Genomic DNA, 14,938 nt, shown 5'->3' on the forward strand with positions numbered 1-14,938 from the left:
GCAAAAAGATAGACCAAAAGTTTGCGAAGCAACCAAATTATGCGCATAATAGCCGCATTAGTAGCAACCACAAGTGATTCAATATGATGAAAATAAAGCCTATTATTACTGCTATATCTATCGCTGCCATGAGTGCCAGCGTTGGCGCACTTGCCGCCACTGCCGATAATACTCGCACATTGCCAGTACGAACGGCAAACGCCATGCCAGGCCTTGCTCAAAAGGTGAGCCTCAATGTGCAAGAAAATCGTAGTCGCTCAGATGGTGCTGCTACTGTACAGTTAAATACAGAGAACGCAAAACCCGTTGATAGCATGAACCAGCTGATCAACACTAAGCAAGACGATCAAAATAGCACGCCAGCACCCGCTGCTGACAACATGAGCGCTGCTGAGTTGACGCGTAAAGATGAGCAGTCAGATAGCACTGATGATATCAGCGAAGGCCAAGCGGTCGCTGCACCCAGCGATGTCTCCTCTATCGACTCATCTGATCCACTCGCCTTTGAGTTACCGGAGAGTGAAAAGCGTCAAGACTTCAGTGATGATCCAACCATCAAAAATATCGAAGATAAAGATGGTAAGAGATATACCACATTAAACTTGTCAAATTACGCACAACAAGTCAATAACGCTGTCTGGTCGCCTAACATGAAAGTCAACTCAGCCATGACGATCAAAATGCAAGCGTTGCTCGATTGGAACCATGCCTCTCCTGGTCCTATAGACGGTGGCTGGGGTATGAACAGCAAAAAAGCCCTTACTAACTTCCAAGCAATGAAAGGCTTGCCAACCACAGGTAGAATGGATCAAAAAACGTGGGATGCCTTGGTTAAGAACATTCCTGCAACCAAACCTGTGCTTGTGACTTATACGTTGACTGATGATGATATTAATACCAACTTTGCCACCACGCCTGCTAGTGCAGAAGCCAAGTCAAAAATGAAAGGACTGTATTATCAAGATATCAAAGAGATGCTTGGTGAACGCTTCCATATGGATGTGCGCTACTTGGATAAACTCAATAAGAACAAAGAATACAAAGCTGGTGAGACCATCACAGTGCTCAATACTCGTGGTGCGTTAAACAAGCGAATCAACCGCGTGGTCGCTAACAAAGCTGATAAAACGTTATATGCTTATGATGGCAACCAACTGGTAGCGACTTACCCAACGACCGTTGGTAGTAATGACACGCCGTCACCACATGGTACTTATAAGATTGTCAATAAAGTCAAAATGCCATGGTATAAAGCCACAGTCGGTGACGGTGCTCAGAAAAAGGTTCATATGCTGCCACCAGGACCGAACAACCCTGTCGGTGTTGTATGGATGGGCTTGTCTAAACCGTCTTATGGTTTGCATGGCTCGCCAAAACCTGAAGGTATCAGCCGTCAAGCATCAGCAGGTTGTGTACGTTTGACTAACTGGGATGTACTAGAGGTGTATGCCAACATTGAGAATGGCGCAACCGTTGAGCTTAAATAACGCTCTAACCTAGATCGCTATCAGCATTTATTACCAAGTCAGCACTTACTGCCAAAAAAGACCTCACTATTGAGGTCTTTTTTACGTTTGGCGACGCTTTAGCGTTTTTACTACTAAAACCAACATCATCTGAGCATCAAGCCAAAATCTGATCATCCGTTATACTTTATGACCATCTTCGTTACCAGTGATGCTACCGATTTTTTTGGCAAAGAACATGGTGATGGGAATAGACGCCGCTGCACCCACTGCGACCGCTATTTGCATATGCGCGATCTCATCGAAACCCATAATGAGCGTACCGATGATGACAATCCCTGTGGTGACAGTGCCTGCTATGATGTAAATGACAGCAAATAATGGCCAGTTCATGACTTAATCCTTACTTTATGTGTGGGTATAGTTACTTTATACGCCATATCCCTACTAAAGGTAAGTATTTAATATAGACGCCAGATACATACATATTAACTGACTTTCAGAAAAACCCATGTTAATATAAGGGTATTTCTCACTCATATTTCGCTATCTTAATTAATACTCATTTCCTATAAATTTTTACTCCGATTCCACTTTACATTCACCCCCTCGATCATACCCTTACTACGATACCTCTTTCTATTTTGCCCAATGTCATGTCTAGCGCTTTGCTTTTGCACAAAAAAAAGACAGCTTGTCGCTGATTTTTCATTACAATAATGGTTTTATTTCAACTGACTAATAAAGCCCAATTGCTATGAACGCTTCTGATAATATGTCACAACAAAAAAAACCAGACACCGCTTCTCAGATTTCATCTGATATGACAAAAGAGACATCTGAGAGAAAGATTGATGATGCCCATGAACCCGAACAGACCCCTGAACAGGAGTATGCAACCGAAAACAGTGAAGAGGAGTCGCTCTCTGAAACAAAAATCGTCATGACCTCACCAGAGCCTGATGTCGTCATTGCCACGCTAGACGCGCCTGATGATGACTCAGATCAATCTGAATTATTCAGGCCAAACGCAGACACAGCCGCTCACGCATCAGAGACAGCGTCTGAGGCTTTTCTTCAAACACAAGAAAATCCAGACATTTCCGAAGCGCCCAACAATCATGTCAGTCAACCGGTCGAGCCTATCGCCATTGATCACAGTATTCATGCGAATGATCCTGCCATCGAAGAGGCAGAAGACTCTGATCTGATACCGTCCACGCCTGCCAAATCGAATGAAGAAGAGATAGAAGACGATAACAACGAGAAAAAAGAAGAGGCCGTCAAAGAGGAGAAAGAAGCCAAGCTAGAATCCTACAAGCAATTCGTTGCCGAGCAGTTTAGCGATCAAAAGATAGACTATCCTGAAGTCCGTGTCACGATCGAGGCCAACGCCCTACCAAGTAAAATGTACTTTGTAATGAACACGCTATCAGCCATTATTGCCAGTTATGGCTTGGTGACCAATTCAGCCGCAGTGGTTATTGGCGCGATGTTGGTCGCCATGATGCTCGGTCCGATTACAGGTGTCGCCCTAGCGATTATTGACTACCGTATGCCACTGTTGCGTAAGTCGTTGCTCACCGTGTTAGCGGGGGTATTTTTGGTGATATTGGTCGGCTTTATGGTGGGTCTATTGCATCAAGGTCAACCGCTGACCAATGAGATTTTGTCTCGTACCCAGCCCACGTCTATGGACTTGATGATTGCACTGGCTGGCGGTACGGCTGGTGCATATGCGATGGTGTCTCCGCACCTGTCCGTCGCCGTTGTTGGGGTTGCTGTGGCCACCGCCTTGGTGCCGCCACTCGCGGCCAGTGGCATTTTATTTGCCAATGGCGAGATACAGATGGGGCTAGGTGCTGCCTTATTGGCCCTGACCAACATCATTGCCATTCAGTTTACTAATGCCATGGTACTGTGGTTTTTAGGCTTCAGGCGCTTGGTCGATGATGATTATGAATCGGGCACCTATTTGATATTTTTCCGTCGAAATGCCGTCACACTATTGTTACTGGTCGGCTTGGGCATTTATCTTACTCTAAACCTCAATAGCAATGCCAAGCAGCAGACCTTTGAAAACAATGTCAAAGAAGCAATTAATGAACATTTTATCGATCAAGGTAACGTACTGACCAACATACAATTTGATAAGAATAATAGGTTTCAAATCATTCGTGCCGTGGTACGCGGTGAGACCAGTCCAAATTCACAAGATGTACAGCAGATCGAGGATGTGATTACCAAAGATATGGCAAAAAACTTCCCCAAATACTTGCCTATTAAATTGCAATTGCGCTACTTGCCAGTGCAGGTCATTGAGTCTGATCCATTAATCAAAGACAAGCTTGATGAGACTGATGCGGCAATTTTGACCAATTCACCATGATGCACCCTATATGAGCGGCAAATCATGAATGGACTATAACGAGCAGTTATAACTCTTGTACCAAGAGCTTAGGCGTTTGTGCTAAAATCGCTTGCAAAATTATTTTATGTCATTTACTCAATTCTATCCGTCAGTAAGGAGCCGCTGTGAGCCAGCCATTTCGCTCAGCCGATATTCGCCAAGCCTTTATCGATTTTTTTATAAGCAAGCAGCACACCCAAGTTTCATCGTCTAGCTTGATTCCGCATAATGATCCGACATTGTTATTCACCAATGCCGGTATGAATCAGTTTAAAGAAACCTTTTTGGGCATGGAGCCACGTGACTACACACGTGCTGTGACCTCGCAGAAATGTGTCCGTGCTGGTGGTAAGCACAATGACTTGGACAATGTTGGCTACACTGCCCGCCATCATACGTTTTTTGAGATGCTTGGTAACTTCTCGTTTGGCGATTACTTCAAGCAAGCAGGTATCGAGTATATCTGGGAGTTTTTGACCTCAGATCAGTGGCTCGCGATTGATAAAGATCGTCTGTATGTCACCATTTATGAGACTGATGACGAAGCCTTTGATATTTGGCACAAAACCATTGGTCTGCCAAGTGAGCGCATCATTCGTATCGGTGATAACAAAGGGGCACCGTACGCCTCAGACAATTTTTGGACCATGGGCGACACCGGTCCTTGTGGCCCTTGCACCGAAGTGTTTTATGACCATGGCGCTGAGATCGAAGGCGGCTTGCCCGGTACGCCAGAAGAAGATGGCGATCGCTACATCGAGATTTGGAACTGCGTCTTTATGCAGTTCAATCGCCAAAAAGACGGCACGCTATTGCCGCTACCTGCGCCCAGTGTCGATACTGGCATGGGGCTTGAGCGTATTAGCGCTATCATGCAAGGCGTCCATGGTAACTATGAGATCGATCTGTTTACCCATTTAATGGATGCGGCAGCTGAGATCTTAGAGATTGACAATGAACAGCAGTCTTCACTAAAAGTCATCGCTGACCATATCCGTGCTGTGGCCTTTTTGATTGCTGATGGCGTCACACCGAGCAACGAAGGTCGTGGCTATGTATTGCGCCGTATCATTCGCCGTGCGGTACGTCATGGCAACAAGCTTGGCGCTGATAGTGAGTTTTTCTATAAAATGGTTGAGCCACTCGTGGCTGAAATGGGCAGTGCTTATCCAGAGCTAGTAGAAAAACAAAACGTGATCGAAAATGCGATTCAAAAAGAAGAAGCGCAGTTTGCCAAAACATTGGCACAAGGTCTGCGTTTGCTTGCCAGCGAGCTTGAAGGTCTAAAAGATGGCGATACGCTATCTGGCGAAGCCGCCTTTAAACTGTATGATACTTATGGCTTCCCAGTTGATTTGACCGCGGATATCACGCGTGAGCGCGGCATTGCTATTGATGAAGCGGAGTTTGATGAGCACATGCAAGCACAGCGCGAACGTGCTCGTGATGCAGGTAAGTTCGATGTCGATTACAGCAGCGTCATCCAAGTCGAGACGCCAACCGTCTTTGTTGGTTATGAGCAGCTTGAAGAAGACGGCGTGACCATCGACGCGCTTTATCAAGATGGCAATCCAGCAGAGAGCCTAACGGAAGGCACAGAAGGCGTTGTGGTATTGGATCGTACGCCATTTTACGCCGAAGGCGGTGGTCAAGTGGGTGAGCTTGGTGAAATCCGTACCGAATCAGGTGTCTTTGAAGTACAAGATACCAAAAAATCTGGTCAAGCCATCATTCATTATGGTGTGGTGACCATGGGTGATATCAAACCCAAGCAAACGGCGGATGCCCACGTGCTTTCAAGCATTCGTGCAGCCAGTGCCAAAAACCACTCTGCCACTCACCTATTACATGCAGCACTAAGAGAAGTCTTGGGTGATGAAGTCACGCAGAAAGGCTCATTAGTCTCAAGCGACGTACTGCGTTTTGACTTTGCTTATGATAAGCCTGTCAGTGCTGCTGAAATCATGCGAGTAGAGCGTCTCGTCAATGAGCAAATCCAAGCCAACACTCCTGCTCGTATTGAACACATGTCGATTGATGAAGCCATGAATCAAGGCGCGATGGCATTATTTGGCGAAAAGTACGGCACTGACGTTCGCGTACTAACCATGGGTACAGATCGTATCGTCGATGGTCAGCGCAAGCCTTTCTCTATCGAACTTTGCGGCGGTTTACATGTACAGCGTACTGGCGATATCGGTATGCTAAAAATCACCAGCGAGTCAGGTATCGCTGCTGGCATCCGCCGTATTGAAGCCGTCACGGGCATGAACGCGGTCAAAAACATTCAGCAAAGCGAGCAGCAACTAAGCGAGTTGGCAAGCCAGCTAAAGGTCAAACGTCCTGAGGTCGCCCAGCGTGTGCGTACCATGGCAGATAAGCAACGCGAGCTTGAAAAACAGCTTGAGCGCTTAGAGCAAAAAATGGCCAGCGCTCAAGCTGCCAACCTACTCGATGACGTACAAACGATTGCAGATACGCCCGTACTTCTCAGCACCTTAAGCGGTATCGATGGTAAATCCATCCGTACGCTGATGGATGATATCAAATCAAAACTGCCTGATAGTGTGATTGTATTAATTGGTGATAAAAATGACCAATTAGCACTAGCCGCGAGTGTCGCAAAATCTGTTACTGCTAAAATCAAAGCGGGTGATATCATTCGTCATTTAGCCAGTGAGCTTGGCGGAAAAGGTGGCGGTAAACCTGACTACGCACAGGGCGGCGCACCAAAGTCTGATAACAGTACTGCGGTCATCAATGCCCTACCTGCTTGGATTGAAACCCAGCTTAGCTAATCATAAAAAGCCCAGTAACTCAGCGCCTTACTCTGGTTTACTGGGTATAAGATACGTGATTAGTTATAGCAGCTATAACCAATCGCCATACATCTAAGCGGTACTGATACTTAAAGTTATGCGGTAGATATGGTATAAAGGTCAACGTTTGACAATATTGCTCATTCATGACATTTGATGCAGTACCAATAAACGAATGACACATATAGGGCATAACTCTTACAATCTGGCTTTATCTATACACGCATGGACACGTGTCGCATTGAGACTGATCCATGAGAATAAAAGGTCATTAATGAATAATAGGTAGATTTTTATGGCGTTAATAGTACAGAAATACGGCGGCACCTCGATGGGCAGTATCGACCGCATCAAAAACGTCGCCAAACGCGTCAAACGCTGGCATGACAATGGTCATCAAGTCGTGGTCGTGGTCTCAGCCATGAGCGGCGAAACCAACCGTTTGATTGATCTAGCACGCCAAATCAGTAACAACCCTGACCCACGTGAGTACGACCAGATGGTCTCAACCGGTGAGCAGGTCTCTATCTCACTACTCGCGATGGCGATAAAAGAGCTTGGTATTGGTGCGCGTTCAATGACTGGTCGTCAAGTCGCGATCAAAACTGATAACGCCCATAATAAAGCCCGTATCGAAAGCATCGATGATAAAAACATACGCGAGCAGCTAGATGCCGGCAATATCGTCATTGTGGCAGGCTTTCAAGGTATTGATGAAGAAGGCAATGCAACCACATTGGGGCGCGGCGGTTCTGATACGACAGGCGTTGCGATTGCAGCGGCTTTAGGTGCTGATGAATGTCAAATTTATACTGATGTCGATGGCGTTTATACCACTGACCCTCGCGTAACCTCAAAAGCCAAAAAGCTTGAAAAAATCACCTTTGAAGAAATGCTTGAGATGGCAAGTCTTGGCTCCAAAATCCTACAGATTCGCTCAGTAGAATTCGCTGGCAAATACGGCGTACCACTGCGCGTCCTATCTAGCTTTGATGAAAACACTGACGGTAGCTTTGACCAAGAGTTTCAAAACAACGTGGGCACCCTAATTACGATAGACGAAGGAGACAATATGGAACAGGCAATCATCTCAGGTATCGCATTCAACCGAGACGAAGCAAAAATCTTAGTGCGCGGTGTACCCGATCATCCTGGTATCGCCTCTGCTATCTTAAGCCCAATTGGCCGTGCCAATATCGAAATCGATATGATTGTCCAAAACCTCTCGGATAATGGTACCACTGACTTTACTTTCACCGTCAATCGTACTGACTTGGACAAGACGCTAAAAGTGCTTAATGAGGAAGTCAAAGACGAGATTGGTGCCAAAGAAATATCAGGCAACAGCGAAGTGGTCAAAGTCTCACTAGTTGGTGTTGGTATGCGCTCACATGCAGGGGTTGCCAGCCTCATGTTTCAAACATTGGCTGAGAACAATATCAATATCCAAATGATATCGACCAGCGAGATCAAAGTATCTGTTTTGATTCAAGACCAACACTTAGAAAAAGCGGTCAAATCACTGCACACTGCCTTTGGTCTTGACCGTGAAGATGGCGAGAGCAAAATCGCTGGGCTATAAGACCAAAAAACTGTTAAAATACAGCTTTAGCATTGATGGTTATCTATTAACCGCTATTGAAAACTTCGCATCGTATGTAAATAAATAGCGTTTCGTTTAAACAAATAGCCTCCAAATAAAAACAGTACTTAAATAAAATAGGATCTTTTTAGATCCTATTTTATTTTTTAGCATAGTTGAAATGAGCATTTACCCAATAGTTTTGTGAAAAACCGTGACAGTATCTGTTATGCCACCTATAATGGGCTTTCATTTGGGCTAAATGAATCTACCTATCATTGCCGTGGTTTGCACAATGTCGAGTATGGTAATTATTGATATATTACTTACTGAGTGCTGCGGTGATGTTCTGCAATTGAGAAGTAATCTGATGAGTAATAATCTGTTGATGCGACATAAGGAGTGTGACGCATGTTAATTTTGACACGCCGTGTGGGCGAAACGCTAATGATCGGCGATGAAGTCAGTGTGACGGTATTGGGCGTCAAGGGCAATCAAGTACGTATCGGTGTGAATGCACCTAAAGATATTGCCGTACATCGCGAAGAGATTTATCAACGTATCCAGCATGAGCGCTCTGTACAGTCGCACATGCAACATCTTGAGCAAGGCAATTTTTCGCCGTCGTTCGATGACGAAGACTACTTCAATCGCTAATTTATAATACTTAATGCTCAACGACTAATGAGCATACATAAGCATTATATTTTTTATTTTTTAAACTGCTCTGAGGTCATTTATTTATGAGTATCCGCCAATCAGATGTATCGGCTCTACTTAATGGTTTGAATAAAAAAGCCATTGGATTCAATGATGTTATCAGCTTTATCGATGATTTTTATCGCTATTCGCCTGCCCCGTTTGTCAACGGTATGGTCCATAATGCAGCGGGCGAAAACGAAGGCAGTGCAAAGATTTTTGGATTCGCTAAGCATCACGGTTTGAATCAACTGGACACGCTAAAACTATTCGGCGAACATTATGCCAAAGTGCAAGCAACGCCTAACGGTACTGACCATGCTAATATTCGCAACTTTTTGCATTGGGGCTGGCAAGGATTTTTAATGCAAAAAAATCCGTTAACCATTCGTCCTAGTGTTGATACAACTGCGATCTAAGTATTACTTAGTATGTAATTATTAATAAAAAAGCCACGCTCATTAGCGTGGCTTTTTTATTGACTGTTTATAGTCCTATTTATTACGAAACTTCACAGGTTGTACCGCCCCTTTCGGGTTCGGCATATTAGGATAGTGATGCTCATGCTCGACATCACACTCAGCGCCCACGATAGAACCGTCCTCTTTTACTGGTTTATGGATAAAACCGATACGCTCGTTAGGAGGTAGATGCTCATGTTCCCACACCATCACCGCTTGCATACAAGTTTCTCGCTGCTCAGCGGTAATTTTGCGACCATCAGGCCACTTACCTAACTCAATCGCCATGCGGAATTTATCAACCACTTCCGGTGTTAGACTGGCTAGTATTGTTTGTTTATCCATCTTGCCTACTCTCCACTACTATTTTTTCATCATATTTTTTGATGGCTATTGGACGATTTGAAAACATGCTCTAATAGATACGCTTATTCATCATCTATAATATCATCATCGACATCCAGACTGAATTCTTCGGCATGTACGTTCCAGTGCAGCTTGGTACGACAGGCTTCATAAAAGTCAAATCCAGGCGGATGCAGTAAAGTGAGCTTGTCAGGGTGCTTACGAATATATAAGCGCTGTTCTTGCTCAAGCGGTACGCTTGGTTTGCCATCTGCGCTGACCATCGGCTGCGTACGATTGTCTTCATGAATACGAATACAGACCTCACTATTACCACTGACAACAATCGGGCGACTAGACAACGTATGTGGGTGCATAGGCACAAGACAAATCGCATCCATACTGGGATGAATGATGGGGCCACCACCAGATAGAGCATAAGCGGTTGAACCAGTCGGTGTCGCTGCTATCAGGCCATCACTATGCTGCCTGTAAACATCATGTCCATCAATCTTCATCTGAAAATCGATCATATGTACCGATTTACCAGCGTGCAGTACGATGTCGTTCAGCGCCATGTCTTCATGAATGATTTTACGCCCTTCTCGTATCTCCATCGTCAATAAAAACCGATGATCCAGCTGATAATCGCCCATCAATACTTGGCGTAATTTAAAAGCCGCTTCGTTGGGCTTTACATCTGCCAAAAACCCCAAACGACCACGGTTAACCCCTAATACTGGGACACGGTAGCGTGCCAATGCTTCGGCAGCATGCAATATCGACCCATCACCACCAACAACGATGACCAAATCGCAAATCTCACCAATCAAGCCACGCTTAACGATTTTGACTCTTTCTACTTCTGTGAGGTTAAGCGTTGGTAAGTTGGCTGTTTGTACATCCATGATCAACGTCAAGTTCATCTCATTGATGGTTTGCGCAATCTGTACCAGACTTCGCGTGACGCTGCGTTTACCAGCACGGCCCATCAAACCAATACGCCTAAAAGCAGGATTTTTGATAGCGTGGAACAGCTCTGACTCGTGTAAGTGTGGCAATCTTGCTGACTGCGCTGAGTTTTCCATAAAACGACTCGGTATAACGGTGAAGTACAGGGTAATAATAGCGATAAATGCGCGCTTAGACTAGCATGTTTATGAATTATCGTTGTTAACTGTCGTAACTGGCCCCATATAAAATATATCAGATGCCTTATTGGGACTTGCTCGTTTGCTTAGATTACTGGTTTTTCTACCATCTATCTATTTTTGGTTGCAATATGCACTGACTACTGACCAATCAGCCTTGGTAGCTCAAGCTGTAACGGCTGTCACGCAAACACAGTTGACAATAACGGCGGTTTTGCTAAAGTAGCAGCATCTCTATTTTTATATTTTATTATTAAGGACTTATGTATGGCCAATCCTATTGTCAGTCGCGCAGAACTTGCGATCGGCGGTAATCCAATGACGGTCAAAGGCGTTATTCAAAAGACCAGCCTGTTACTTGGGTTATCAGCTATTACTGGTGTGGGCTTTTTCTTTTATGCGCTTATGGCAGGTTTATCGCAAGGTTTTATTACCATGGCAGCCTTTGGTAGCATGATTGCTGCGTTTGTTCTTGCTCTTTTTATTACCTTTAAACCACAAAAAGCAAAGACGTTGGCGGTGCCTTATGCCTTGCTAGAAGGTATCTTTTTGGGCGGTATCTCATTATTTTTCATGAGAATGTATCCAACCGTCCCAGTCACGGCAATGTGTGCGACCTTCGTCACAGCAGCAGTCATGCTAGGACTGTATCGCTCAGGTTTGGTAAAGGTTACTGAAAAGTTCCGTTCTATCGTGACCTCAGCCGTTATCGCTATCATGCTAGTTTATGTAGCACAGTGGGTACTGTCTTTAGTATTTGGCTCAACTTTGCCATTCTTGTTTGAAGGTGGTGCTATCGCTATCGGCTTTAGCTTGTTTGTGATTGTTATCGCTTCTTTTACGCTATTATTAGATTTTGACAATATCGATCGCGGTGTTGCTATGGGTATCTCAGAAGACTACGAATGGTTGTTCAGCATTGGTATTCTTGCCACGCTAGTCTGGATGTATATCGAATTTATGCGTCTGCTCAGCTATCTTCAAGACTAATCAAATAATTCGATAGTAAATCTGTATAAAAAAAACCGCCTGAGCTATTGATAGTTGCAGGCGGTTTTTTTATGGGCAAACTCTGAGAGCTATAGTTCAACTAAGCTCGCTTTAGGCGTAGCGCGTTTAACACCACAAACAATGAGCTAAGTGACATGCCGATGGCAGCAAGCCAAGGTGGTACATACCCTAAAGCCGCTGGTATCAGCACGATACTATTATAAGCCAAAGCCCAGCGGAAGTTTTGCTTAATAATACGTTCGGTTTTATCAGAGATACGTTTGGCAGCAGTGATGGCTTCGATCTGTCCATTCAAAATAATACTGTCGCTAGATACTTGTGCCAAATCTGCGGCACCAGCAATCGAGGTGGACACATCAGCCGCTGCTAACACTGGTGCATCATTGATGCCATCACCCACCATCAAGACAACAGCGCCTTTAGATTGCAACTGCTGAATATGATTGACTTTATCAGTCGGTGATAGACCATGATAAGCTGACTGTATCCCTAAATTCTCAGCCATCACGAGCGCTTGCGGGCTTGGGTCCCCCGTCAACATCACAGACTCAATGCCTAGACCTTTGAGCGTATCGAGCATCGATTGGGTACTATCACGTACCTTGTCATTAAAATAAAAGCACGCCAGCGCTTGCCAGTCATTTGTATCAGGTTTCTGGCTCGATAAGACAACCACTGAGCTGGCACGCTGCGCCGCCAAGTCAATGTTCAAATCATTGTTTGTATTGACCTCATTGGTACTGCCACTGGTTTTATCTAACGCAAAATTCACATGACCAATGCGATATACCATGCCATCAATCATGGCTTCTACCCCGCCTGCGGGATAATGCTGCATGGCCTGCGTCGATGGCAGATGTAACTGATAGGCAGCGGTAAGCAGCGCGTGTGCAATCGGATGACGACTCCCTACCTCTAGGGCAGCTGCGATTGCCAATAGTTTATCTTTTTGTGCTGTTGATGCTGAGTTATCAGAATCAGTCTGGTTTACTGGCTCGATTACCTCAATATTTAATAAATTTGGCTTCCCATAAGTAAGCGTACCTGTTTTATCAAAAGCAACATGTGTAATTTCAGCCAATGTTTGCAGCGTATGCCCGCGCGTCGTCAAAAAACCATAGCTGGCTAAACGATTGGTTGAAACAGTCAAGGCAATCGGCGTCGCCAATGACAAGGCGCAAGGACAAGTGGCAACCAATACGGCGACTGTTGCCCAAATAGCTTGGCTTGGATCGACAATGTACCAGCCAACAAACACTAAAACTGATAGCACTAAGATACGCGCCACAAACCAACGTGCCAGTTTATCTGCTTGTTGTGCAAGTTTAGGCTTTTCGCTCATGGCGCGGTTCATCAGTCTATCAATCAGCCCTATTTGACTGTCTTTTGGTAATGCCGTCACCAACATCTCAAACGGCTGGCTATCGTTTTGCGCACCGCCGACAATATAATCGCCTTGGGACTTAATGATTAAATCACCTTCGCCTGTCAGTAGGCTTTGCGAGACTGTTGCAGTAGGACTTAACAAAATACCGTCACTGATAATCTCAGAACCCGCTTCAACCAAAATAATGTCACCCACTTGCAAGCTATGAGCCGTCACCATCTGCTTTGATGCTATATTTTCCTCTACCTGTGATAACGCATTTTGTTGATGACGTGACTGCTGCCAATCTTGAGCAATACCCGATGTGAGCTGATGAACATTGGCATCAACACCCTTCATAAAGTTAGGCATCATTTCTGTCGTCGCATCTGATGCCTTTTTTGCCTCATCTTCAACATTGTCACTTTGTTGAGACGCATTGTCTCTGATCTGCTGCAAAATACGCTCTGCTGCTGATTTGTCTTCAGCCACTTTTTGTACCAATACTGGCTCTACTACGACCAGATCATTGGCCATGGTCGCAGCTTTTAGACGGGCATTATGTTCGATATAGCGTCCTGCCAGCAAAAAGAAAATAAACATACTGACGGAGTCATAGTATGTCTCCCCTTGCCCAGTAATGGTGGCATATAAACTGGCAAAGAAGGTGATAATCAAAGCAAGGCTAACAGGCACATCCATATTGACCTGGCGCGCACGAATCGCTGACCATGCGGAGGTAAAGAAAGGAATACCGGCATAAAAGAAAACAGGCGTACTAACAAATAAAGACACCCAACGCAAAAAGTCACGCTGAAATATCAACATGTCGCTATATTCACCAAAATAAAGCGCAACGGCATACATCATTGCCTGCATTGAACCGAGTGCCGCGATACCAAGACGCAATAGCATTTGGTTGTTATGACGCGCCAGCATGGCTTCATGGGTATCTTGCCGATAAGGCTTGGCATCATAGCCAATCTCATTGATGACCGCTAAAATGCGGCTAATCGGTAACTTATCTTCATTCCAAATGACCCGCATACGCTGGTTGGTCAAATTCACCTGACACTTACTAATGCCTTCTAGCTCATCGAGACGCGACTCAATCAACCATGTACAGGCCGCACAGCGCAAATTATTAACAGACAGCTCCGCCACCGACAGCCCATCTTGCGCATATACGAACTGCGACTTTATCTCGTCATGATCATATACCTCAAGACGCGTCAGCTGGGTCGGTAAGCTTGCTGTACGGTTAATCTCCGAACGGTCAAGATAATATTGCTCAAGACCAGCCTCTACGATGCTCTGAGCTGCTAACTGACAGCCCATACAACACATCTCACGCGACTTGCCTAATATCTCAGTATGAAACGGCGGCTTGGGTACGGGATCGCCGCAGTGAAAGCAGTGATCAGCAAGCGGTAGTACCAAGCCGTCAGTAATAGAGTTGTCTTCATAAGAATGATTGGTAGCAGATGATACTGATGATGGAATACTAGACATAGTCGCGCTTACTTCCTTTGACAGGCTTGCTCAAAATGCATTCATTTAAGGCAAACTTGCTCTGATTGACTGTACTGTACGTCGTGCAACAGAGCCACTTTTCATTACATGAATAT

10 protein-coding genes and 1 pseudogene are annotated in these 14,938 nt (G+C 45.0%); 7 read left to right on the forward strand and 4 right to left on the reverse strand.

Annotated elements, in window-relative coordinates:
* The first annotated feature begins 83 nt into the window (after positions 1-83).
* Complete coding sequence (locus PSBA01_RS00995) at positions 84-1,487, forward strand: L,D-transpeptidase family protein (protein ID WP_186474790.1); 1,404 nt, start codon at positions 84-86, stop codon at positions 1,485-1,487.
* A gap of 159 nt (positions 1,488-1,646) precedes the next feature.
* On the opposite strand, the gene PSBA01_RS01000 is transcribed toward PSBA01_RS00995, so the two are convergent.
* Positions 1,647-1,859 (reverse strand): hypothetical protein, encoded by a 213-nt coding sequence (locus PSBA01_RS01000; protein ID WP_058024164.1) that lies wholly within the window; start codon positions 1,857-1,859, stop codon positions 1,647-1,649.
* A gap of 364 nt (positions 1,860-2,223) precedes the next feature.
* On the opposite strand from PSBA01_RS01000, the gene PSBA01_RS01005 reads away from it, so the two are divergent.
* The 5 genes and pseudogenes from PSBA01_RS01005 to PSBA01_RS01025 all read left to right on the forward strand — a co-directional run bounded on the left by PSBA01_RS01005 (position 2,224) and on the right by PSBA01_RS01025 (position 9,395).
* Positions 2,224-3,855 (forward strand): DUF389 domain-containing protein, encoded by a 1,632-nt coding sequence (locus tag PSBA01_RS01005; RefSeq protein WP_186474791.1) that lies wholly within the window; start codon positions 2,224-2,226, stop codon positions 3,853-3,855.
* A 146-nt stretch (positions 3,856-4,001) separates the two neighbouring features.
* A complete protein-coding gene (gene alaS, locus PSBA01_RS01010; RefSeq protein WP_186474792.1) occupies positions 4,002-6,674 on the forward strand; it encodes an alanine--tRNA ligase in 2,673 nt (890 codons plus the stop codon).
* Positions 6,675-6,990: 316 nt separating this feature from the next.
* Positions 6,991-8,277: an aspartate kinase gene (locus PSBA01_RS01015; RefSeq protein ID WP_058024167.1), complete on the forward strand. Its 1,287-nt coding sequence runs from the start codon at positions 6,991-6,993 to the stop codon at positions 8,275-8,277.
* Between the two features lie 411 nt (positions 8,278-8,688).
* Positions 8,689-8,856: pseudogene (gene csrA, locus PSBA01_RS01020) on the forward strand (carbon storage regulator CsrA); the annotation flags it as partial.
* Positions 8,857-9,020: 164 nt separating this feature from the next.
* The gene (locus PSBA01_RS01025; RefSeq protein ID WP_071003534.1) at positions 9,021-9,395 is read left to right on the forward strand and encodes a HopJ type III effector protein; all 375 of its coding nucleotides are present in this window, start codon (positions 9,021-9,023) and stop codon (positions 9,393-9,395) included.
* A 75-nt stretch (positions 9,396-9,470) separates the two neighbouring features.
* Here PSBA01_RS01025 and PSBA01_RS01030 read toward each other — a convergent pair whose 3' ends face one another.
* Entirely contained in the window at positions 9,471-9,782 is a 312-nt protein-coding gene (locus PSBA01_RS01030; RefSeq protein WP_186474793.1) for a YeaC family protein, read from the reverse strand.
* Between the two features lie 83 nt (positions 9,783-9,865).
* Positions 9,866-10,774, reverse strand: a complete 909-nt coding sequence (locus tag PSBA01_RS01035) for an NAD(+) kinase (protein ID WP_237182806.1) — start codon at positions 10,772-10,774, stop codon at positions 9,866-9,868.
* Positions 10,775-11,200: 426 nt separating this feature from the next.
* On the opposite strand from PSBA01_RS01035, the gene PSBA01_RS01040 reads away from it, so the two are divergent.
* Complete coding sequence (locus PSBA01_RS01040; RefSeq protein ID WP_071003531.1) at positions 11,201-11,923, forward strand: Bax inhibitor-1/YccA family membrane protein; 723 nt, start codon at positions 11,201-11,203, stop codon at positions 11,921-11,923.
* 100 nt (positions 11,924-12,023) lie between these two features.
* Here PSBA01_RS01040 and PSBA01_RS01045 read toward each other — a convergent pair whose 3' ends face one another.
* Positions 12,024-14,822 carry a heavy metal translocating P-type ATPase gene (locus PSBA01_RS01045; RefSeq protein ID WP_186474794.1) on the reverse strand — a complete coding sequence of 933 codons (2,799 nt, stop codon included), beginning with the start codon at positions 14,820-14,822 and terminating at the stop codon, positions 12,024-12,026.
* Positions 14,823-14,938: the final 116 nt, after the last annotated feature.

Source organism: Psychrobacter sp. KCTC 72983, assembly GCF_014280455.1.
GTDB lineage: Bacteria > Pseudomonadota > Gammaproteobacteria > Pseudomonadales > Moraxellaceae > Psychrobacter > Psychrobacter pacificensis.